This window comes from Pseudomonas sp. zjy_15 (genome assembly GCF_043101865.1).
In the GTDB taxonomy this organism is placed as follows: Bacteria; Pseudomonadota; Gammaproteobacteria; order Pseudomonadales; family Pseudomonadaceae; genus Aquipseudomonas; species Aquipseudomonas putida_Y.
The window spans coordinates 1-19,783 of sequence record NZ_JBICII010000104.1; the positions used below are offsets into that span (position 1 = coordinate 1).

Below are 19,783 nucleotides of genomic sequence, written 5' to 3' on the forward strand. Positions count from 1 at the left end.
GGTGAACCCGCTCCTACGACGGCCTGTGTCCAACCACCGACCTGTGCCCCCCCGATCAGTGAACCGCGCCGTGTGGCCGAATCATGCCAGGCGCCGCTGCACCAGCAGGTGCCGGACTTTGTCGAACGCCCAGTTGTACACCACGGTGTAGGGCAGGATGATCACGAAGAAGCCCAGCTCCACCATGAACGCCTGCAGCAGCGAAATCTCCAGCATCCAAGCCGCCACCGGCAGGCACCACACCACCAGGCCGGCTTCGAAGCCAAGACCGTGCACGAAACGCGTACCGGCCTTCCAGTTGATGCGCTCGGTTTGCACCCAGCGATCGACCAGTGCGTTGTAGACCATGTTCCACAGCATGGCGATTACCGACAGGGTCACCGCCAGCGCGCCCGCCGTTGCCAGCGACTTCCCCATGACCCAGGACAGCAGCGGCGCACACAGCAGTACCGCGAAAACTTCATAGCCAACCGCGTGGACCAGGCGTTCGGTGAAAGACACGTTTTTCATTGCAAATTCCATCCATTGCGTGAGTCGTGCTTCCCATTCTCTTTGACAGAACTGATACTCGCGATATAGCTACCATCGGTTTTATCAATACCATGCGTTACTCTCCCGAAGCTCTGGTCGCCTTTACTGAAGCCGCCTCGCTAGGTTCGTTTTCTGCGGCGGCGCGCAAGCTGCGCAAAAGCCAGTCCACCGTCAGCATCGCCATCGCCAATTTCGAGGCCGACATCGGCTGCCCGCTGTTTGATCGCAGTGGCCGCCACCCCACGCTCAATGAGGCGGGCAGGCAGGTGCTGAGCCATGTCGAGGCGATTCTCGATGCCAGCGCCCAGCTCGATGCGCTGGCAGTGCGACTGGCGCAAAATGTCGAGGCGCTGGTATCTGTGGTGATGTCGGACAGCTACAGCGTAACGTTCCAGGGGGCGGTGATGACTCGTTTCGCCCAGCACTACCCCCATACCGAGCTACGCTGCGGCCCGGCGGAGGACGCTGATGTGATCGAGATGGTCCAGCAGGGCCTGGCCCATGTCGGCATCCTTGCCACACAGCCCGGCTATCCCGCCGACGTGGCCGTGGCGCACTTGCCGGAGCAGGCAGAGTTCGGCGTGTATGTCGCCAGCGAGCATCCGCTGGCGAACCTGGCGCAGGTACAGGCACAGCATCTGGAGAACGCACGACAGCTGTATATCAAGACCTATGCCCCCAGCCTGCACCACGGCCGTGGCCAAGCGTGGTCGGCACCGGATTACCTGACCCTGCTGGAGTTCGCCGTGCGCGGGTTTGGCTGGGCCGAACTGCCCAGGGCGCTGGTAAAACGGTTTGGCAACGAGCTGGTGGAGTTGCAGATAGCGGGTTACCCCAGACGGGTGGATATGGATGTGGCCTGGTCGAGTCGGCGTGCATTGGGGCCGGCCGGGCAATGGCTGGTGCGACAGATGTTGGGACAATAGTTGTGTCGCAGCCGCTTTGCCGAAGGTATAATTGCTCCCCAACAAACAAGATAGTTTAATTTTGACGGCCAGCCTTCATCTTCATTTCCGATTTTCAAGGACTTTCATTAAACCACGCCGGACATTTTGGGCCTCCTTGCGACTGAGGAACCATGGGCTATTCATAAGAGTACTATACAAATTCCCGCCGTTAGCCAAAACATCTATTGCAATGGCGCGCACTTCTCTAGATGTATCAACATCAAAACCCGAGATGCACCTAATTGCTGCAGAGTTATATTCTTCGAGTATGGCAACATCACCGGCATCCATAGGCAGACGTCGGTATTCACTCGGATCTCCCAGTACGCCTACTGCTGGCACCGCTGATTGCGCGCCCCGTGAAACAGCAGAACTTGCACCAGCCACCTGCAGACCTTGAGCAGAGTTTGATGCCTGGCCGCTTTGTACGGGGGAGCCAGGGGTAGTCCAACCCGGTTGGCTATTCAGTGCCTCCTGCACTATTCTTTCTTCGCTCGCTGACGACAGTCTTCTCCGCTTTCCACCAGCGGCACTCCAGCCAGGTTGGCTATTCAGTACCTCAAGCACTATGCTTTCTTCGCTCGCTGACGACAGCCTTCTCCGATTCCCACCAGCGGCACTCCAGCCAGGCGACATTCTCCCCGTGGGGCTGGGCGACCTCAATATGGGGCCATGCCCACTGGGATCAGCGTAATTGATCGGATCACCCGTACAGTAGGCGTAACAGTTCAAACCACCCACAGTAAAGGGACTTAGGCTGTCTGGACTCTGAAAGCGCATCAAGACAGAATTATAGGCACGGTAGCCATTACCGAGTAAATACAGGTGACTCACCAGCAAGTGCCCATTGAATGCAGGACGCTGCGGAGGAATCTCACCGTGGCTGTGTAAGCCATACACATTGTAGGTAACCGACTCTGTCTGCGCCTGAGTGTTCACTCGTACCACTGAGTCCCCTAAGTCCGCAGCCAGTAACGCTGACTGGGTTGTTTCTTTCGTTAGCCTAGTTTCTGCCAGAGCACATGATTGAGCTCTCAGGTACACCACAGCAATACTGTCGGACAACGCGACATGAACCCTTTCGTGCTGCATGAAAAAGCGCATTGTGTTCATCGAGTTGGTCATGTTCTGGCTCCGGTCTGTTCATTTCGAAGGTTTACGCACTGAAGCAGATTGAGCAACTGCTAAAAATGATAGGTCACTGCCGTGTCGAAACGGCTCAAGATCAATTTTCCTGCACGATAGCCGGGGCTGCTTTACGCCCAGGTTTGCAGCTCAACCCCAAGAGTGCGCCCAGACACAACAATCAGTACACCGAGCGACAAGCCTTCCCCCCGCCCTGCCCCGTAGCCTGTCACCACACGCCGCCCCGCCGCGGCACGCACCCAAAGCACAAGAACAAACGTTGGTGACCTATGCAGACAGTAGATCCGATCACCCTTGCGGTTGTCCGGGGTGCGCTGGAGACAGCGCAACGCGAAATGACCCTGACCCTGGAAAAGACCGGGCGCTCCAGTGTGTTCAACCTGGCCCACGACTATTCCAACTCGCTGTTCGACCACTTGCCGGAAATGATCCTGCAGGGCCAGGACATTCCCATCCACCTGGGCTCGCTGATCCCGGCCATGAAATGCGTGGCCGAGTTCTTCGGCGACGACATCGCCGAAGGCGACGTGATCTACCACAACGACCCCGCCTACAAGGGCAGCCATATTCTCGACTGCTGCATGTACAAACCGGTGTATTACCAAGGCGAGCTGGTGTTCTGGACCGTATGCAAGGGCCACCTGACCGACATCGGCGGCCCGGTGCCGGCGGGCTACAACCCCGATGCCAAGGAGATCTATGCCGAGGGCCTGCGCATTCCACCGGTCAAGCTGTGGGAAAAGGGCAAGCGTCGTGAGGACGTGATCAACTTCATGCTCACCAACATGCGCGCCCGCCCTTATCAGGAAGGTGACCTCAATGCCCAGTATGGCGCCTGCAAGGTCGGCGAGCGGCACTTGCTGGAGCTGCTCGACAAATACGGCGTGGCACAGGTGCGTGCCTGCATCGCCGAACTGAAGAACATGGCCGACCGACACATGCGGGCGCTGTTGCGCGATGTGCCGGATGGAGACTACAGCGGCACCGCCGTGCTCGAAGATGCCGGCCACGGCCTGGGTGAACTGGCCATCACCGCCCATGTGCAGATCCGTGGCGACCAGGCCCATGTACGCATCGAGAGCCCGCCGCAGGTGCCGTACTTCATCAATTCCTATGAGGGCAACTCCGTATCCGGAGTGTACCTGGGGCTGATGATGTTCGCCCAGGTGGCGCCGCCTTACAACGAAGGCCTGTATCGCTGCGTGACGGTCGATGTCGGCCCCAGGGGCACGCTGTGCAATGCCGAGGAACCCGCGCCCCACGTCAATTGCACCACTACGCCGATGGAAACCCTCGCCGATGCCGTGCGCACTGCGCTGGAACAGGCCTCGCCACAGCGGGTAACGGCCTCCTGGGGGCATACCAGCGGCATCAACATTGCCGGCCGCGACCCGCGCAACGGCAATAGCGAGTACGTGACGATGGTGCTGGCCTCGATCATTTCCGGAGCCGGTGCCAACAAGGTGATGGATGGCTGGCACGCCTGCGGCCCGCTGTGCTGCTTCGGGGCGCTGATGAGCGGTGACATCGAGCTGCTCGAACACGCGTATCCGGTGCTGATCCACCGCTACAGCCTGATGGCCGACAGTGGTGGCGCCGGTGAGTTGCGCGGGGGTTCGGGCACCCGCCTGGAGATCGAGCCGCTGGACCACGCCATGACCGTGGTTGGCTTCGGCGAGGGCCGCCAGTTGCCCACCGCCGGTGCCGCCGGGGCTCGCAATGCCCTGCTCGAGCCCAAACTGGGCCGGCTGATCCATCGCCACGCCGATGGCCGCGAAGACCACTACACACAGAACCCCATGCTCACCCTGCAGCCCGGCGAACGCATCATCAACATCAACCCAGGGGGTGGTGGCTACGGCGACCCGCTGCGCCGTCGGGTCGCAGCAGTACTGGAGGACGTGCGCAACGGCCTGGTCTCGCCACAAGGCGCAGCCCTGGAATATGGCGTGGTCCTCGATGCCGATGGCCAACTGGACGAAACAGCCACCCGCCTTGCCCGCGCCCCGCGCTAACCGGAGAACACGCATGCGTAACCAATATCGCCTGGGCGTAGACGCCGGCGGCACTTTCACCGATTTCATCCTGGCCGATCGCGACGGCGGCGTGCAACTGTTCAAGGCCCCCTCCACGCCGCAGGACGGCACCCTGGCCATTCGCGCCGGCCTGGCACAGATCGCCGACGCCACCGGGCGCAGCCCGGCCGAACTGATCGCCAACTGTGACCTGTGCATCAACGGCACCACCGTGGCCCTCAACGCGCTGATCGAGCGCACCGGGGTCAAAGTGGGCCTGCTGTGCACCGAGGGGCACGAGGACAGCCTGGAAATCCGCCTGGGGCACAAGGAAGAAGGCCACCGCTACGACGCCCACTACCCGCCGGCACACATGCTTGCCCCACGCCACCTGCGCCGCCCGATCGGTGGCCGAATCCTTGGCGATGGTCGTGAGCACAGCCCGCTGGACGAAGCCGCCATCCATGCCGCCATCGACTACTTCCGTGCCGAAGGCGTGCAGGCCGTGGCCATTTCCTTCCTGTGGTCGGTGCGCAACCCCAGCCACGAACAGCGGGCCGCCGAACTGGTACGGGCTGCCCTGCCCGAGGTGTTCGTCTGCACCGGCTGCGAGGTGTTCCCGCAGATCCGCGAGTACACCCGCACCTCCACCACGGTGGTCAACGCCTACCTCAGCCCGGTAATGGCACGTTACGTGGCGCGTATCGACAGCCTGTTCCAGGAGCTTGGCGCACAGCAGCCGGTACGCTACTTCCAGTCCAATGGCGGGCTGGCGCCCGGGCACCTGATGCGTGAGCGCGCCGTCAACGCGATCAACTCTGGTCCGGCCTCAGCGCCACAAGCCGGGCTGGCGGTCGCGAGGCCGTTCGGAATCGACAACGTCATTACCGTGGACATGGGCGGCACCTCGTTCGACATCACCCTGACCAATGCCGGACGCACCAACTTCAGCAAGGACGTGGACTTCCTGCGCCAGCGCATCGGCGTGCCGATGATCCAGGTGGAGACCCTGGGTGCCGGCGGTGGCTCCATCGCCCATCTGGACGAGTTTGGCATGCTCCAGGTCGGACCGCGCAGCGCCGGCGCCATGCCTGGGCCGGTGTGCTACGGCAAGGGTGGCCGCGAACCCACGGTCACCGACGCCAACCTGGCTCTTGGCTACCTGCCCGACGGCGCACTGCTGGGCGGCAGTATCCGCCTGAACCGCCAGGCCGCGCTGGACGCCATCCGGAGCAAGGTCGCCGAACCGTTGGGCATCAGTGTGGAACGCGCGGCATTCGGCATCACCACCCTGGTCAACCTGAACATGGTCAACGGCATCCGCCGCGTATCGATCGAGCGCGGTCACGACCCGCGTGACTTCGCCTTGATCGGCGCAGGCGGTGCGGCGGGCATGCACGTGGTGCGCCTGGCCGAAGAAATCGGCATGCACACCGTGCTGATCCCCAAGGTGGCCTCGGGCTTGTGTGCGTTCGGCCAGATCCTGTCCGACGTGCGCTACGACCAGCTCACCAGCCTGTCGATGCGCCTGGACGCCGGGCACGTCGACCTGGCGCAACTCAACCAGGCCCTCGCCGAACTGCGTCAGCAAGGCCTGGCCAACCTGCGCGTAGACGGCTTTGGCGACCAGGCCAGCAGCTGCCACTACACCCTGGAGATGCGCTACCTAGGGCAGATTCATGAGTGCAGTGTGGACCTGCAGCAGCACAGCCTGGACGAGGCAGGGCTGGCCGCGCTGATCAGCCGCTTCCACAGCCGCCACCAGACCCTGTACTCGTACAGCGAACCCGCCAGCCCGGTGGAACTGGTGAACCTGGAATGCTCGGTGATCGGCCACCTGCCACGCCCGCCGCAACCCGAGCTGCAGGGGCCGGCCGAGCCCCCCGCCTCCAGCGCGCAATCCGTCCGCCCGATGCTGTTCAGTGCCGACGGTGAATCGCAGCCCACACCGGTGTTCAACGGCAACCACCTGTTGCCTGGGCAGACCGTGCATGGCCCCTGCGTGATCGAGGAAGACACCACCAATATTGTCCTGCCACCCGGCTGGCAGGCGCGCCTGGAGCCTTCGGCCACCTACCGGGTGACACGCGGGGGTTGATCTTGCGGTCGGCGCGCGCCGATCATGGGCCAGATAACCGCCCGGCAGTTCTGCGCTGCCGGGCGGTTTGTACAATAACAAGAGCTGCTTGAGTAGCTTGCCTGCAGTTCCTTTTTTCAATGCTGCCCTCTTTGAAAAAGGACCCACCCCATGCCCACAGAACTCTCGACCCACGGCTGGCCACAGCCAGAGCGCCAGGTACGCTGGGCCGAAGCCATCAGTGACACCTATTTTCCGCTGAGCCTTGAATTTGCTGCCGGACAGCCGTTCGATGGCCACCTGCAGCGCTGGAGTACGCCGAGCACACCGCTCAGCCTGTCGCGCCTGCGCTCCAGCCAGCTGGGTTACTCGCGCAGCAAAGCGCACATCGGCCAGGACCATGAAGCGTTCTACCTGGTGACCGTGCCGCATCGCAGCGAGGTGCACTTCGAACAGGACGGCCACCAGATCAGTTGCAGCCCGGGCGGTTTCATCGTCGAGCGCGGCGATGCACCCTACCGCTTCCACTACGGCACGCAGAACGACTTGTGGGTGCTCAAGCTGCCTGAGCGCGCGCTCAAAGCCAACCTGCTGGGACACAAGCGCTATACCCGGCATTGCTTCGATGCCCGTCAGGGCCTGGGGCGCATCTTCGTCGAGCAACTCGACCTGTGTGCCCGCCATTTCGACACCAGCCCCCCGGCAGCCCGGCATCTACTGCTTGAACAGGCTTCTGCCACCCTGGTGCTGGCCTTGCAACAGGATGAGCGCGTGCTGGGCAGCGAAGGCAGCAACCTCAGCACCCTGCACCTGACGCGGGTCGAGCAGTACGTGCAGCAAAACCTGGGTGACCCCGAGCTGTCGCCACAAACCATCGCCAGCGCCTGTGGGCTGTCGCTGCGTTACCTTCACAAGCTGTTCGCGATCACGCCCTACACCCTTGGCGAGTGGGTACGCCGTCAACGCCTGGAGGCCGTGCACCGGCAACTGCGCGACCCGCATTGCCACTCGGCCATCGGCGAATTGGCATTTCGCTGGGGTTTTGCCGACCAGGCGCAGTTCACCCGGGCGTTTCGCCAGCAGTATGGGTGCACGGCAAGCGAAGTGCGGGCTACGCGTACGCACTGATAAAGCAACGGAAAGTGGATGGGCCCTGTGCGTCCAGGATGCGATGTAGGTGGGCTTCCTCGGAACCGTCGATAGTCACTATCGAGCAGGGCAATTTCTACCGAACGCTGTGGCCGCATAACCTAGCTCCATCCCCTCGCTGCCTACTAGATTGCCCTGGAGCTAACCGATGAATGCCCTGGCCCGCCAGCTTGCCGCCATCCTTGTCGTTTTCGCCATCGCCGTGATCAGCGGCTGTGCCAGCCACCCTGAACTGCGCCCGTACACCGCCGAGGAAACCCGCCAGTTGCAACTGGAAGCCTTACAGCGCCGCGGCCTGTCGCTGGACAATTACGAGCAGCAACGGCGGGTGATCCTGCGTGCCGGTAACCTGCCTGTCGTGACCGAAGCTGCCGACGCTGAACCTTCGACCAAAGGCTGAACGGGCTAGCCGGCGGTTCCCTCCCTCCACTTGCGCAGGTATCCTCTACCGCTCAACCGCAAGCCTTCCAGGACGGAGACCATGATCAGGCCCCTTCTGTTGCTGAGTGCTGCGCTGCTTTTCAGCTCCGTGTCGCTAGCCCAGCAGATGAAACGCCAACTGGGCGATTTCGACTTTACACTCGGCACCACTCCCTCGCGCAGCATGGCGCAAGGGCTTATCTCACCCAGCGCCGTCGGCGCATTCCATGGTGGGCTCGACCTTAGCCACCCCAATGGCTGGTATCTGGGCCAGTACGCCCCCAGCATGGGCGTCACCCACAACTCGACCCTGCGCCTGGACAGTTACCTGGGCTACAAGCACCATTTCGACAGCAGCCTGGGCTACGAGGTAGGGTTGATCCATTACAGTCAGCCAAATATCGCAGGCCCCGACAGCTACGCCCTGTATGGGGGTATTTCGGTGCTGGGCAGCCGCTTCGGCGGGGCGCTGCGCGACAACCCCGACAACCGCACGGGCACGCTGTTCGCCGACTTCGGCCATCTGCCGATGTTCGACGTCGACTTCACCGTCAAACTCGCCCACCACCGCCTGGGCACGCCGTTCACCATTGGTGATGGCAGCCAGGTAAATACCTTTTCCGATTGGTCGCTGGAGTTGTCGCGGCCCTGGCTGGGCATCGACCTGAACCTGATCTACAGCAATTCGAGTTTGAGTGGTGACGGCTGCGATGCGTACTCAGGTATCAACACCTATTGCGACAGCGTGGTCACCCTCAAGGCCCAGCGCAACTTTTTTTAACGGCGCGGCGCCAGCGCCAGGGCAATGCCGCCCAACACCACCACACAAGCGATCAACAAGCGCAACGACACCGGCTCGCCGATCAGGACAACCCCGCCCAGTGCGGCAATCACCGGCACGCTGAGCTGCAGGGTCGCCGCCTGTTGCGCACTGACCTGCCTGACCACGCCATACCACACGGCGTAGCCGGCGCCTGAGGCCAGCACACCCGAAGCCAATGCATACGCCAAGCCAAGCGGCGTGAGGTGCGGGCCGGCGCCCAGCAACAGCATCGGTAGCAGCAGCACCAGGCAAGGCAGGCTGCGGGCAAAATTGCCGGCAGTGTCGGCCAGCGGCCTGGGCGAGCCTTTGCCCAGTAGCGTATACACCCCCCAGGCCACGCCGGACAGGGCCATCAGCAAGGCACTGGCCAAGGGCGGCGCCGAAGCACCGGGCAACAGCAGCACCAGCAGGCCGGCAAAGGCGATCAGCATGCCCAGAAGCATGCGTACCGTGATGTATTCGCCCCTGTACCAGGCAAAACCGAACATGGTGATCTGTACAGCACCGAACAGCAACAACGCCCCTGCACCTGCGCCCAGTTGCAGGTACGCCGCAGAAAACAGGAACGCGTACAGGAACAGGGCCAGGCCGCCCCACCAACTGCCGCCCATGGTTTGCACCGGTTTGCGCAGGCGAATCAGCACCCACAGAAACAGCGCACCACTGGCCAGGCGTACCACGGTGAAGGATACCGGGTCGATAGCCCCGTCTTTCAACGCAAGCCGGCAGAACACCGAGTTGGCGGCAAACGCCACCAGACTGAAAAGGGCAGGCCAAAGCCAGGCGCTGGTCTTGCGGTCAGTAAGCGTTGTCGTGCCTGTACTCATGGTGTGGTCACCTCTGAGCGGGATTGTTGTTATAGCGGCATTTAGTCAGGACCGGCACCGATATACAAGGAAGAATTCACCGTGGAGGATGGCACCGGCTACGTCGGTGTTCGCGGGTGAACCCACTCCTACGGGCGACCGCACCGGCTTTTCAGGTTTTGAGCAAGACAATTGCTTCCACTGGTGCAGCGCGTACCTAAAACTTTCGCGATTCTATGCATGCCCCCAACACAAAAATTCGCTCTACGCGCTGTCTGAAACCTGACTAAACGTAAATATACTCGCCCCCTACTGCTGCAATAGAGTACTCAGACCCGCTGACCACTACAACATCAATCAGAACGCCAACTGGTAGACCCCCTCTTACCACGAATTCTTCTGAGTGCACGTGAAATAGTATCTGCAACCCTCTCAGCCGTTGAATGCGTCGGCTGAAGTTTACTATCCCTAAGCGCTCCCCGCACATTAACCCCAGCAGCAAGAGCATCGATCGCAATTACTCGCAGCTCATGTGATTTCTCTAGATCCAAACCCGGAAAAACATACCTATTCTCAGCATTGAAGTTCCTAAGTTCTTCAATATCGGTGTTATCAAGCTTCTGGCGCTTATAGATCCAGGAGTCTGAAGCCACCGTGCCTTTTCCTGCTCTCATACCAGCCATCGAGGATGACGTTACCTGACCAGAGCTTGATGCCTGACCACGCTGCAGGCTGCCTTGTACAGGTGCGCCTGAGGTGTTCCAACCCGGCTGCCCATTCAATATGTCTTGCACTGTTTCATCCATGAGCGATGACGACATGTAATAGCCTTCGCTACTACGTCTTGGCCTTTTTTCAACCCTCCCAGACACAATGCGACTCATCTTCGCCTCTGACTTGAGCCCGGGCAGGCTGTTTGACCTCAATCTTGGTGAATGCCCATCGGGGTCACTGAAGTTGACCGGGTCGTTCATACAGTAGGCGTAACAGTTCAATCCACCTGCGCCAAAGGGGCTGAAACTGTCCGGACTTTGAAAACGCATCAAGGCAGGGTTATAGCTGCGATAGCCATTACCGAGTAAATACTGGCTGTTCACCAGCAAGTGACCATTGAATGCTGGCCGGTGCGGAGGAATGTCATGGGGGGTGTGATAGCCATAAGCATTGTAGGCAACCGACTCCCCCTGCGCCTGAGACTTGACCACGACCACTGTCTGCACTCCGTCTGTAGCCAATAACGCCGTGCGTGTAGATTCTTGCTCTAGCCGCGTTTCGGCTAATACCACTGGTTGCGCTCTAACGCACACCATGGCTGATGTACCCGATAAAGCTGTATGAACTTTATCCTGCTGCAAGAAAAAGTGCGTAGTTTTGTCAGAGTCGACCATCTGTTAGCTCCCGCATGTCGCTCTGAATCTTAGGCGGTGATACAGATAAAACAACTGGTAAAACTAACAGGGCACTGCCTTATGGCACCGGCTACGCCGGTGTTCGCGGGTAAACCCGCTCCTACGGGCGACCGCGCCGGCTTTTCAGGTTTTGAGCAAGACGGCGGCTACTGCTTCGATCTCCACCAGCATGCCGTCCAGTGCCAGCCGGGGCACCGGTATCAGCGTGCAGGTCGGTTTCATGTGCGCTCCCCAGGCCCTGTCGGCCTCAGCCACCCATTGGTGCAGGCGCGCTTCTGAATGCTCGACAATCAACAGGGTCAGCTTGAACACCTGGGCCAGGCTGGCACCTTTCGACGCCAGGGCCCGTTCCAGGTTGGCCAGCGCCTGGCGGGCCTGTTCGGCGAACACGGGTGACAACTGGCCCTGGCTATCCTCCCCACCCTGACCGGCGATGAACAGCAGACGGCTGTCAGCGCGCACTTCGGCGACATGGGAGTAGGCGTTGCCACTGGGGTCGTAGAGGCCTTCGGGGTTGCTTAGCTGGAATGCGCTTGATGGGGTCACGACAAGCCCTCGCTCGGTTGGAAGAGCGTCGGAGTATCGGACCTCAAGTTAACTCGAGGTCAAGCATAAAGTAGGAGAATTCGTACAAAGCATCGTCATGTCAGAACCACGCGTGTGTTTGCGCGGAGGCTGTAAGGCCGTAGGCTCTGTACGAAAAGTCTTGAGATGCAGGTCAGGCAAGGCGAAAACAGCCGAGGAACGGCCGGGGTCGCGCCCGACTGTACTGGAGTACATGAGCATTCCGAGGCTGTTTTCAACGCACCATGAACAAGTATCAAGGCTTTTCGTACAGAGCCAAGATTGCAAAGCCCGGCATGGAGGCCTTTAACCAACAAGGAAAAACCCATGAGCAAATTTGATTTTCAGCTGGCCTATACCATCAAGCCGCACAACGCTCCAGACGACGAAACCGATGCGGCACAGGCGCGTCTGCACCTACGGGAAAAGCTCGGCCTGGACACCGTCGAGCACATTGAAACCACACTGCTTGGCGTGCTCACGCTCAAAGGCCCTACACTCGCTGACCGCAAGCGGGAAGCTGAAAAGCTGGTCCGCGACTACATCCATGACGCGCTCAAGGAATTGCGCGTACTCTCTACCGTGAAGTTCTACGGCTGCCTGATGGTGGACGGGCTGGGCCCTGCCATGCGTTTCAACATCCTGCCCAAATGAACCTCGACGGCCTCAGGCGCCCCCGCGCCCGAGGCCGCAAACCGTCATTTTTCCTGCAACACCGCCCTGCCCTTCACCGCTCGCGGCCCGCGCCAGGCCCAGAACAGCAAACCGGGGAATGGCGCGTAGACCACGAAGACGATCCACAGCATCTTGCGCTCAGCGCGCCGTTCACTGCCGATGATGTGCCAGATGGCCCAGATCTCCAGCAGGATGACCAAGGCCGCGATGATGATCCAGATCGTACCGATTTCCATGAGCGCTCTCCCAATGGCATGTATTGGGTTGGGTTGCTGCAAGCGCTGAGGGTTCAGATTGATTTGACTCACCGCGCCTCTTTGCAGGCGCGGCGATAGGGCCTCATTGCCGTGGTGCATTCTCTAGTGCAGCCTTCAACGCCGCTGCATCGGTGAACGCCCGTTGGCTGACCAGCACACCCTGCTGCAGTTGCAACCACTGCACCTGGCCCTCCTGCCCGGGGTAACGGCTGGCCACTCGCCCATCACGGTCGAGCAGCACCCGGTAGCTGTAATCGCGCATGGCCGGGACCGCGAACAGTTTGCTGATCAGCGCAGGCATGCGCTGAATGTCGGCCACGAATACAGCGGCGCGTGCTTCCAGGTAGCCCTTGGGCTGCTCGGCCAGTGCCGCCTTGACCAGCTTGGCACCGTCCATATCGCGCGCCACCAGCAGAATCTGCGTGTCGGCAGCAAGGCTGTAGGCCTGGTCGTACTGGTCGAGCAGCGTGAACGGGGCGAGCTTGTCGCCCTGCTCCAGGGCGTTGGCCAGCAACGGCAATAGGCTAAGCAACACGACAGCGGCATATCTCATCAGGGGCATCCTCAATGACGGGAGGTCAGCATAGCGGTAAAGCATCAGGACAGGCTGGTTTGCCTGAACACGACCTGTAATACGACACAGCCACCAGGGAGATTGTCTTTCCTCCGGGCACCGTCCACACTCTGCGGGCCAGCCAGGAAGCGGAGTCCAGAGTGCCCACGCCACGCCAGTTCAGCAAAAAGACCAGCACCAGCAACATGCTACGGCTCAAAACCAGCAGCGCCAATGTCCAGGCGCCCTATCGGGTCGACTTTATCCTGCTCGAACACTTCTCGATGGCCAGCTTCACTGTGGCCATGGACGTGCTGGTCACGGCCAACCTGCTACGTGCCGACAGCTTCCAGTTCACCCCGCTGTCGCTGGACGGCGACCGGGTGCTCAGCGACCTGGGGCTGGAACTGGTGGCCACCGAGCTGTCCGCCGCGGCGCTGAAGGAGCTGGACCTGTTGGTGGTCTGTGGCGGCTTGCGCACCCCCCTGAAGTACCCGGAACTCGATCGCCTGCTGGACGATTGCGCGGCCCACGGCATGGCCTTGGGCGGCTTGTGGAACGGCGCCTGGTTCCTTGGCCGCGCCGGGGTGCTGGACGACTACGGTTGCAGCATCCACCCCGAGCAACGCGCCAGCCTGTCCGAACGCAGCCCGCAAACCCGCATCACCCCGGCCAGCTTCACCCTCGACCGTGACCGCCTCAGCGCCGCCAGCCCCAATGGCGCCATGGAGCTGATGCTGGGCCTGGTGCGCCGGCTGTACGGTGATGGCCTGGCCGAAGGGGTCGAGGAAATCCTGTCATTTTCCGGAGCGCGCTACCGCCAGGTGGGTCCAGGGGCGAAGAAGTCCATGAGCCTGCACCTGCGCACCATTGTCGAGCTGATGGAAAATAACCTGGAGGAAACCCTCAGCCTCGACCAGTTGGCCGCCTATAGCGGGCGCTCGCGGCGGCAGATCGACCGCCTGTTCCAGGCCCAGTTGGGCACGTCGCCCCGGCGCTATTACATGGAGCTGCGCATCACCAAGAGCCGCCGGCTGCTGCAGTATTCCGACCTGTCGGTGATGGAAGTGGCAGTGGCCTGCGGGTTTGTCTCGGTGTCGCACTTCAGCAAATGCTATGCGGCGTATTTCGGCTACCCGCCGTCGCGCGAGCAACGGCTGGGCGAGTGACCGAGGCTCTTTGAGTCAGCCCAGGCGCTCGAGGAATCTCAGGTACGAGGTTCGAGCTGGATATACCGCAACACCGCATCACAGATCATGGCTTTGTGGCGCAGCTTTACCTGCTCATCAGACAGGTCGATCTGGAAGATCTCGCCAAAGGTATGGCGGTTCGACACCCGGTAGAAGCAGAACGAGCTCATCAGCATGTGCAGGTCGATAACCTCGATGCCGGCGCGGAATACGCCTTCCTGCACGCCGCGACGCAGGGTGTTGCCCAAGGCCTCCAACACCAGGCTGCTCATTTCGCGAATGGCCGGTGACTGCTTGACGTACTCGCCATAGTGGATGTTTTCGGTGCAGATGATGCGCACGAAGTCGACGTTGCGGTCGTGGTGATCGAAAGTAAACTCCACCAGCCGGCGGATCGCCTGCTCAGCCGGCAACGACTCCAGGTCCAGGCTCTGCTCGGTCTTGCGTATATCCCCGTACAACTTCACCAGGCACTCGCAATACAACTGCTCCTTGCTGCCGAAGTAGTAGTAGATCATGCGCTTGGAAGTGGCGGTGCGTTCGGCGATGGCGTCGACGCGGGCACCGGCCAGCCCTTGCTGAACGAACTCGTTGATGGCGGCCTGGAGGATGTCCTCGCGCGTTTTCTCAGGGTTGTTCTTGCGCGTTTTGCGCACCCCTTCGGTTTCAGGCTGGCCGAGGCCGACTACGGAATCACTCATACCCACTCACAGGCTGTTTATTGGAATGCGGGGGATTATCCGTTAGCGCGGCCATGCAGGGAAGCACGCTGTTGGTCGGGTAAGCATGATGCATGGCCGCGGCAGCCAGCTGCCCGAGCCGCACGCTGGGCGTCAGGTCGGCATTCAGCAATCAAATACTGAGTATTCCAACATTTAATTTGTGGATAGCACATGCTCGACCCTATCCTGTGACCACATCCCCTGCGCCGCACCGGCCGGTGCGGTTCAAGGCATGGGGAGAGAACAACAAGTCGAGATCGTCCATGTCGAACCATTCGTACTTCGCCCCCCACGGTGGGCACCCGGCTCAAACCGAGCTGCTGACTGACCGTGCCATGTTCACCGAAGCCTATGCCGTCATCCCCAAAGGCGTGATGCGTGACATCGTCACCAGCCACCTGCCCTTTTGGGACAAGATGCGCATGTGGGTCATTGCCCGCCCGCTGACCGGTTTTGCCGAAACGTTCTCCCAGTACATCGTCGAGCTGGCCCCGGAAGGCGGCAGCGAGCGCCCAGAGCTGGACGCTGATGCGGAAGCCGTGGTGTTCATCGTCGAAGGCGAACTGGACATCACCGTCGAAGGCAAACACCACACCCTGGTACCTGGCGGCTACGCCTTCCTGGCCCCGGGCGCCGAGTGGAGCCTGCGCAACAACAGCAAGTCCAACGTCACCTTCCACTGGCTGCGCAAGCACTACCAGAAGGTTGAAGGCCTGGATGTACCGGAGTCCTTCGTCACCCACCGCGACAACGCCACCGTCATCGAGATGCCGGGCACCGAAGGCCGCTGGAAAACCACCCGCTTTGTCGACATGGCCGACATGCGCCACGACATGCACGTGAACATCGTCACCTTCCAGCCGGGCGGTGTGATTCCGTTCGCAGAAACCCACGTGATGGAGCACGGCCTGTACGTGCTGGAAGGCAAGGCGGTGTACCGCCTGAACCAGGACTGGGTCGAAGTGGAAGCCGGCGACTTCATGTGGCTGCGCGCCTTCTGCCCGCAGGCCTGCTACGCCGGCGGACCTGGCAACTTCAGCTACCTGCTGTACAAGGACGTGAACCGTCACGTACACCTGACGCTGAACCCTAAGCGCTAAGCCCAGGCTGACGCCCGCAAGCCCGCCAACCTGGCGGGCTTTCTGTTTGCCGCGCATACTGAAAACACCCACCCCTGCAGGGTACGGCCATGAACCGCTGCCTGCTGATCGCGACCTTGCTGCTGTGCACCTCTGCCCTGGCCACCGATGGCTGGGACCTGGCCTACGACCGCGAAGGCATTCGCGTGTACCTGAAGGACCCAAGCGCCACGCCCTACCAGCAGTTTCGTGGTGTCAGTACCATGAAAGCCAGCGTGCGCACGCTCACTGGCCTGCAGGATAACCTGCGCGTAGCCTGCAAGTGGCTGTATGCCTGTGACCAGATGCGACTGCTGGATGTGGAAGGTGACAGCACCTGGGTGTACCTGACCACCAACCCACCATGGCCGACGAGGCCGCGGGACATCGTGCTGAAAGTGACCAGCGAACGCCTGGCCGACGGTACCCTGGTGCGTCACCTGAGCGCCGAGCCCGACAGGATCCCCAAGGTTGACGGACTGATCCGGGTACGGCACCTGAGTGGCAAGTGGCGGATGAAGCCGCTGGGTGAACGGGTGACCGAGGTGACCTACCAGTTGCAGGCCGCCCCTGCCGGGGATGTGCCGAGTTGGCTGGCCAACCGGTTCATGGTGGATACAGCGGTGGTCACGCTGCGTACGTTGCGGGCGGTGGCTGAGCGCCAACCTTGAAGTGCCGCCACGGCGCAGTCCCACAGCAGGTTGGCAGGTGTATTTTGCGCAATACACCTGCCAAGGCCTGGCTCAGCGGTCACATCTTGTAAGTCGAAAGCAGGATGCTGGTCTCGGTATTCTCGATATGCGGGATCGAGCGGATGGCGTTCAGCGCCCGGTCGAACGCCTCGAGGGTGTCGGCGCGCAGCTCTGCCATCAGGTCCCAGCGGCCATTGGTGGTGTGGATGGCCACCACATTGGGATGCCCGCGCAGCGCGTGCTTGACCTCTGCGGCATGGTGGCCGCTGATGCCGATGCTGGTGATTGCCCGCACGCCCTGGTCCAGCGCATCGGAGCGCAAACGTACCGTGTAACCGATGATCACACCCTGCTCTTCGAGCCGGGTGATGCGGTTATGCACCGTTGCCCTGGCCACCTTCAGCTTCTTCGCCAGGGTCAGCACAGGGGTACGCGCGTTGTCCCGCAACAGTGCAATCAGTTCCCGATCGATCGTGTCCATAAGCCTGCCAAATAATCAGATTGCTACGTTGGGTTAGCAGATTGTCCAGAAGCCTGACGAAACTGACAACCTGCATGCTTCCGATTGACGCAGTCTGTAATCAAAATGTTCATGCGGCTTCACTTCGATAATCTCAAGCGCTTACCCCGCGTTGCTGGGGCAAGCGCACAACAATAAGGTGCAAGAGCATGACGTATTTCATTGATGTTCCAACCATGTCGGACTTGGTGCATGACATTGGCGTAGCGCCGTTTATTGGCGAGCTTGCCGCTGCCCTGCGGGACGATTTCAAACGCTGGCAGGCGTTTGACAAGTCCGCGCGCGTTGCCAGCCACTCGGAAGTGGGCGTGATCGAACTGATGCCGGTCGCCGACAAAAACCGCTATGCCTTCAAATACGTCAACGGCCACCCGGCCAACACTGCACGCGACCTGCATACGGTGATGGCCTTCGGTGTGCTGGCCGATGTCGACACCGGTTACCCGGTGCTGCTGTCCGAACTGACCATCGCCACCGCCCTGCGCACCGCAGCAACTTCGCTGATGGCTGCCCAGGCACTGGCCCGCCCGAACGCGCGCAAGATGGCGCTGATCGGCAACGGCGCACAAAGCGAATTCCAGGCCCTGGCCTTCCACACGCACCTGGGCATCGAAGAAGTCGTCGCCTACGACACCGACCCGCTGGCCACCGCCAAGCTTATCGCCAACCTCAAGGAATACAGCGGCTTGACCATCCGCCGGGCCAGCTCGGTAGCCGAGGCAGTGAAAGGCGTGGACATCATCACCACGGTGACGGCCGACAAGGCCTACGCCACCATCATTACCCCCGACATGCTGGAGCCCGGTATGCACCTGAACGCCGTGGGGGGTGACTGCCCAGGCAAGACCGAGCTGCACGCTGATGTACTGCGCAACGCCCGAGTGTTCGTCGAGTACGAGCCGCAAACCCGTATCGAAGGTGAGATCCAGCAACTGCCGACGGACTTCCCGGTGGTCGACCTGTGGCGCGTGCTGCGCGGTGAAACCGAAGGCCGTCAAAGCGACAGCCAGGTCACTGTATTCGATTCGGTGGGCTTCGCCCTGGAAGACTACACCGTACTACGGTACGTACTACAGCAAGCCGAAAAACGCGGGATGGGCACCAAGATCGACCTGGTGCCGTGGGTTGAGGACGACCCGAAAGACCTGTTCAGCCACACCCGAGGCCGCGCTGGCAAAAGGCGCATCCGACGGGTTGCCTGACATTGAATCGGGTTGGTCGAAAGTGTGTGTGGGCTTTGGGTCATGTGCAAGCGCATCGCCCCCAGATCGTCAGATCCCACCGCCCGCCAGCAACTGTGTCATCACCTCGGCCAACGCCTTGACCATCACATCCGCCGTCGGCCGGTGCACGATGACGATCTCATAGCTGTCGACCTCCGGCAGCCCTTGCCCGGCCCCCAACACCCTGTGCTCGCCGGTGGCCGCCCTGGGCGGCAGCAGGCTGATACCCATGCCATCGGCGACCGCAGCCTGGATGCCACTGAGGCTGGAGCTGGTAAAGCTGATGCGCCAGCGCCGGCCCATGCCTTCGATGGCGCTGATCATGTCCTCGCGGTACAGGCCGCGTGGCGGAAAGGTGACCAACGGGATCGGGTCCAGCTCGAAGGCGGGCGTGTGTGCACTGTCGATCCACTGCAGACGCTCTGGCCAGCAGGCCACGCCCTCACGGCTGTTGCGCCGCTGCTTGAGCAGCACCAGGTCAAGCTCGCCATTGTCGTAGGCCTGGCTCAGGTCACGGCACAAGCCACTGGTCACTTCGAGCTTCACCTGTGGGTGCAGCCGGCTGAATGCCGATAGCGCATTGGTGGTACGCCCGCCCACGAAGTCCTCGGGCACGCCAAGCCGTACCGTGGTGCCCACCATCGCCCCGGCCAGGGCTTCAAGCATCTGATCGTTCAGGGCCAGCATGTGCCGGGCATAGCCGAGCAAAGTCTGCCCGGCGTCGGTCGGCAGCACGTCACGGTTGCCCCGCACCAGCAGGCGGTGGCCGACCATGTCTTCCAGGCGGCGCACCTTCTGGCTGATCGTCGACTGGGTCGAATGCAGCCGCGCGGCAGCGGTGGTGAAGCTGCCGCAGTCGGCCACCACGACAATGGCGCGTAGCAGGTCGAGGTCGAACAGGGCCCTATTCGATTTCACGCTGATAGACATCTGGGTATTCAACTAC

General features: G+C 61.4%; 21 protein-coding genes. 11 read left to right on the forward strand and 10 right to left on the reverse strand.

Annotated features, from left to right (window positions below; all coding sequences use genetic code 11):
* Positions 1–81: 81 nt before the first annotated feature.
* Positions 82–510: a multidrug/biocide efflux PACE transporter gene (locus ACF8EF_RS19375; RefSeq protein WP_209965499.1), complete on the reverse strand. Its 429-nt coding sequence runs from the start codon at positions 508–510 to the stop codon at positions 82–84.
* Between the two features lie 92 nt (positions 511–602).
* On the opposite strand from ACF8EF_RS19375, the gene ACF8EF_RS19380 reads away from it, so the two are divergent.
* Positions 603–1,457: a LysR family transcriptional regulator gene (locus tag ACF8EF_RS19380; RefSeq protein WP_392460906.1), complete on the forward strand. Its 855-nt coding sequence runs from the start codon at positions 603–605 to the stop codon at positions 1,455–1,457.
* 81 nt (positions 1,458–1,538) lie between these two features.
* Here ACF8EF_RS19380 and ACF8EF_RS19385 read toward each other — a convergent pair whose 3' ends face one another.
* A complete protein-coding gene (locus ACF8EF_RS19385; RefSeq protein ID WP_176683338.1) occupies positions 1,539–2,603 on the reverse strand; it encodes an RHS repeat-associated core domain-containing protein in 1,065 nt (354 codons plus the stop codon).
* 290 nt (positions 2,604–2,893) lie between these two features.
* Here ACF8EF_RS19385 and ACF8EF_RS19390 point away from each other — a divergent pair, with 290 nt between their 5' ends.
* The 5 genes from ACF8EF_RS19390 to ACF8EF_RS19410 all read left to right on the forward strand — a co-directional run bounded on the left by ACF8EF_RS19390 (position 2,894) and on the right by ACF8EF_RS19410 (position 9,066).
* On the forward strand, positions 2,894–4,639 hold the full coding sequence (locus ACF8EF_RS19390; protein ID WP_012052132.1) for a hydantoinase B/oxoprolinase family protein: 1,746 nt from the start codon (positions 2,894–2,896) through the stop codon (positions 4,637–4,639).
* A 13-nt stretch (positions 4,640–4,652) separates the two neighbouring features.
* On the forward strand, positions 4,653–6,737 hold the full coding sequence (locus ACF8EF_RS19395; RefSeq protein ID WP_392460907.1) for a hydantoinase/oxoprolinase family protein: 2,085 nt from the start codon (positions 4,653–4,655) through the stop codon (positions 6,735–6,737).
* A 150-nt stretch (positions 6,738–6,887) separates the two neighbouring features.
* The gene (locus tag ACF8EF_RS19400) at positions 6,888–7,844 is read left to right on the forward strand and encodes a helix-turn-helix domain-containing protein (protein WP_176683336.1); all 957 of its coding nucleotides are present in this window, start codon (positions 6,888–6,890) and stop codon (positions 7,842–7,844) included.
* Between the two features lie 169 nt (positions 7,845–8,013).
* Positions 8,014–8,265 (forward strand): hypothetical protein, encoded by a 252-nt coding sequence (locus ACF8EF_RS19405; protein WP_176683335.1) that lies wholly within the window; start codon positions 8,014–8,016, stop codon positions 8,263–8,265.
* 81 nt (positions 8,266–8,346) lie between these two features.
* Positions 8,347–9,066 (forward strand): TorF family putative porin, encoded by a 720-nt coding sequence (locus ACF8EF_RS19410; RefSeq protein ID WP_176683334.1) that lies wholly within the window; start codon positions 8,347–8,349, stop codon positions 9,064–9,066.
* Here the strand turns inward: ACF8EF_RS19410 and ACF8EF_RS19415 are convergent.
* The 3 genes from ACF8EF_RS19415 to ACF8EF_RS19425 all read right to left on the reverse strand — a co-directional run bounded on the left by ACF8EF_RS19415 (position 9,063) and on the right by ACF8EF_RS19425 (position 11,869).
* Entirely contained in the window at positions 9,063–9,935 is an 873-nt protein-coding gene (locus ACF8EF_RS19415) for a DMT family transporter (RefSeq protein WP_392460908.1), read from the reverse strand. The genes ACF8EF_RS19410 and ACF8EF_RS19415 overlap by 4 nt on opposite strands.
* A gap of 332 nt (positions 9,936–10,267) precedes the next feature.
* Complete coding sequence (locus ACF8EF_RS19420; RefSeq protein ID WP_392460910.1) at positions 10,268–11,302, reverse strand: RHS repeat-associated core domain-containing protein; 1,035 nt, start codon at positions 11,300–11,302, stop codon at positions 10,268–10,270.
* A 144-nt stretch (positions 11,303–11,446) separates the two neighbouring features.
* Complete coding sequence (locus ACF8EF_RS19425; RefSeq protein WP_010954380.1) at positions 11,447–11,869, reverse strand: RidA family protein; 423 nt, start codon at positions 11,867–11,869, stop codon at positions 11,447–11,449.
* Between the two features lie 345 nt (positions 11,870–12,214).
* Here ACF8EF_RS19425 and ACF8EF_RS19430 point away from each other — a divergent pair, with 345 nt between their 5' ends.
* Positions 12,215–12,541 (forward strand): hypothetical protein, encoded by a 327-nt coding sequence (locus tag ACF8EF_RS19430; protein WP_176683331.1) that lies wholly within the window; start codon positions 12,215–12,217, stop codon positions 12,539–12,541.
* Between the two features lie 44 nt (positions 12,542–12,585).
* Here the strand turns inward: ACF8EF_RS19430 and ACF8EF_RS19435 are convergent, their stop codons facing one another.
* Entirely contained in the window at positions 12,586–12,798 is a 213-nt protein-coding gene (locus ACF8EF_RS19435; RefSeq protein WP_003247877.1) for a PLDc N-terminal domain-containing protein, read from the reverse strand.
* A 103-nt stretch (positions 12,799–12,901) separates the two neighbouring features.
* Positions 12,902–13,372: a hypothetical protein gene (locus tag ACF8EF_RS19440; protein ID WP_012052122.1), complete on the reverse strand. Its 471-nt coding sequence runs from the start codon at positions 13,370–13,372 to the stop codon at positions 12,902–12,904.
* Positions 13,373–13,533: 161 nt separating this feature from the next.
* Between ACF8EF_RS19440 and ACF8EF_RS19445 the strand changes: the two genes are divergently transcribed.
* Positions 13,534–14,541, forward strand: a complete 1,008-nt coding sequence (locus tag ACF8EF_RS19445; RefSeq protein ID WP_103444295.1) for a GlxA family transcriptional regulator — start codon at positions 13,534–13,536, stop codon at positions 14,539–14,541.
* Between the two features lie 38 nt (positions 14,542–14,579).
* On the opposite strand, the gene ACF8EF_RS19450 is transcribed toward ACF8EF_RS19445, so the two are convergent.
* A complete protein-coding gene (locus tag ACF8EF_RS19450; RefSeq protein ID WP_003247872.1) occupies positions 14,580–15,263 on the reverse strand; it encodes a TetR/AcrR family transcriptional regulator in 684 nt (227 codons plus the stop codon).
* 284 nt (positions 15,264–15,547) lie between these two features.
* On the opposite strand from ACF8EF_RS19450, the gene ACF8EF_RS19455 reads away from it, so the two are divergent.
* Together ACF8EF_RS19455 and ACF8EF_RS19460 are read left to right on the forward strand one after the other, a co-directional pair.
* Positions 15,548–16,384, forward strand: a complete 837-nt coding sequence (locus ACF8EF_RS19455; protein ID WP_003247865.1) for a bifunctional allantoicase/(S)-ureidoglycine aminohydrolase — start codon at positions 15,548–15,550, stop codon at positions 16,382–16,384.
* Positions 16,385–16,473: 89 nt separating this feature from the next.
* On the forward strand, positions 16,474–17,073 hold the full coding sequence (locus ACF8EF_RS19460) for an START domain-containing protein (protein ID WP_176683330.1): 600 nt from the start codon (positions 16,474–16,476) through the stop codon (positions 17,071–17,073).
* 79 nt (positions 17,074–17,152) lie between these two features.
* Here the strand turns inward: ACF8EF_RS19460 and ACF8EF_RS19465 are convergent, their stop codons facing one another.
* A complete protein-coding gene (locus ACF8EF_RS19465) occupies positions 17,153–17,575 on the reverse strand; it encodes an Lrp/AsnC family transcriptional regulator (protein WP_010954389.1) in 423 nt (140 codons plus the stop codon).
* Positions 17,576–17,763: 188 nt separating this feature from the next.
* On the opposite strand from ACF8EF_RS19465, the gene ACF8EF_RS19470 reads away from it, so the two are divergent.
* Positions 17,764–18,816: an ornithine cyclodeaminase gene (locus tag ACF8EF_RS19470; RefSeq protein WP_392460911.1), complete on the forward strand. Its 1,053-nt coding sequence runs from the start codon at positions 17,764–17,766 to the stop codon at positions 18,814–18,816.
* Positions 18,817–18,885: 69 nt separating this feature from the next.
* Here the strand turns inward: ACF8EF_RS19470 and ACF8EF_RS19475 are convergent, their stop codons facing one another.
* Positions 18,886–19,767 (reverse strand): LysR substrate-binding domain-containing protein, encoded by an 882-nt coding sequence (locus ACF8EF_RS19475; RefSeq protein WP_392460912.1) that lies wholly within the window; start codon positions 19,765–19,767, stop codon positions 18,886–18,888.
* Positions 19,768–19,783 lie beyond the last annotated feature (16 nt).

Excerpts from the sequence above, each read along its gene's own strand:
- ACF8EF_RS19375 (WP_209965499.1), bottom strand. The coding sequence starts at position 510 with ATGAAAAACGTGTCTTTCACCGAACGCCTGGTCCACGCGGTTGGCTAT.
- ACF8EF_RS19380 (WP_392460906.1), top strand. The coding sequence starts at position 603 with ATGCGTTACTCTCCCGAAGCTCTGGTCGCCTTTACTGAAGCCGCCTCG.
- ACF8EF_RS19385 (WP_176683338.1), bottom strand. The coding sequence starts at position 2,603 with ATGACCAACTCGATGAACACAATGCGCTTTTTCATGCAGCACGAAAGG.
- ACF8EF_RS19390 (WP_012052132.1), top strand. The coding sequence starts at position 2,894 with ATGCAGACAGTAGATCCGATCACCCTTGCGGTTGTCCGGGGTGCGCTG.
- ACF8EF_RS19395 (WP_392460907.1), top strand. The coding sequence starts at position 4,653 with ATGCGTAACCAATATCGCCTGGGCGTAGACGCCGGCGGCACTTTCACC.
- ACF8EF_RS19400 (WP_176683336.1), top strand. The coding sequence starts at position 6,888 with ATGCCCACAGAACTCTCGACCCACGGCTGGCCACAGCCAGAGCGCCAG.
- ACF8EF_RS19405 (WP_176683335.1), top strand. The coding sequence starts at position 8,014 with ATGAATGCCCTGGCCCGCCAGCTTGCCGCCATCCTTGTCGTTTTCGCC.
- ACF8EF_RS19410 (WP_176683334.1), top strand. The coding sequence starts at position 8,347 with ATGATCAGGCCCCTTCTGTTGCTGAGTGCTGCGCTGCTTTTCAGCTCC.
- ACF8EF_RS19415 (WP_392460908.1), bottom strand. The coding sequence starts at position 9,935 with ATGAGTACAGGCACGACAACGCTTACTGACCGCAAGACCAGCGCCTGG.
- ACF8EF_RS19420 (WP_392460910.1), bottom strand. The coding sequence starts at position 11,302 with ATGGTCGACTCTGACAAAACTACGCACTTTTTCTTGCAGCAGGATAAA.
- ACF8EF_RS19430 (WP_176683331.1), top strand. The coding sequence starts at position 12,215 with ATGAGCAAATTTGATTTTCAGCTGGCCTATACCATCAAGCCGCACAAC.
- ACF8EF_RS19435 (WP_003247877.1), bottom strand. The coding sequence starts at position 12,798 with ATGGAAATCGGTACGATCTGGATCATCATCGCGGCCTTGGTCATCCTG.
- ACF8EF_RS19440 (WP_012052122.1), bottom strand. The coding sequence starts at position 13,372 with ATGAGATATGCCGCTGTCGTGTTGCTTAGCCTATTGCCGTTGCTGGCC.
- ACF8EF_RS19450 (WP_003247872.1), bottom strand. The coding sequence starts at position 15,263 with ATGAGTGATTCCGTAGTCGGCCTCGGCCAGCCTGAAACCGAAGGGGTG.
- ACF8EF_RS19455 (WP_003247865.1), top strand. The coding sequence starts at position 15,548 with ATGTCGAACCATTCGTACTTCGCCCCCCACGGTGGGCACCCGGCTCAA.
- ACF8EF_RS19460 (WP_176683330.1), top strand. The coding sequence starts at position 16,474 with ATGAACCGCTGCCTGCTGATCGCGACCTTGCTGCTGTGCACCTCTGCC.
- ACF8EF_RS19465 (WP_010954389.1), bottom strand. The coding sequence starts at position 17,575 with ATGGACACGATCGATCGGGAACTGATTGCACTGTTGCGGGACAACGCG.
- ACF8EF_RS19470 (WP_392460911.1), top strand. The coding sequence starts at position 17,764 with ATGACGTATTTCATTGATGTTCCAACCATGTCGGACTTGGTGCATGAC.
- ACF8EF_RS19475 (WP_392460912.1), bottom strand. The coding sequence starts at position 19,767 with ATGTCTATCAGCGTGAAATCGAATAGGGCCCTGTTCGACCTCGACCTG.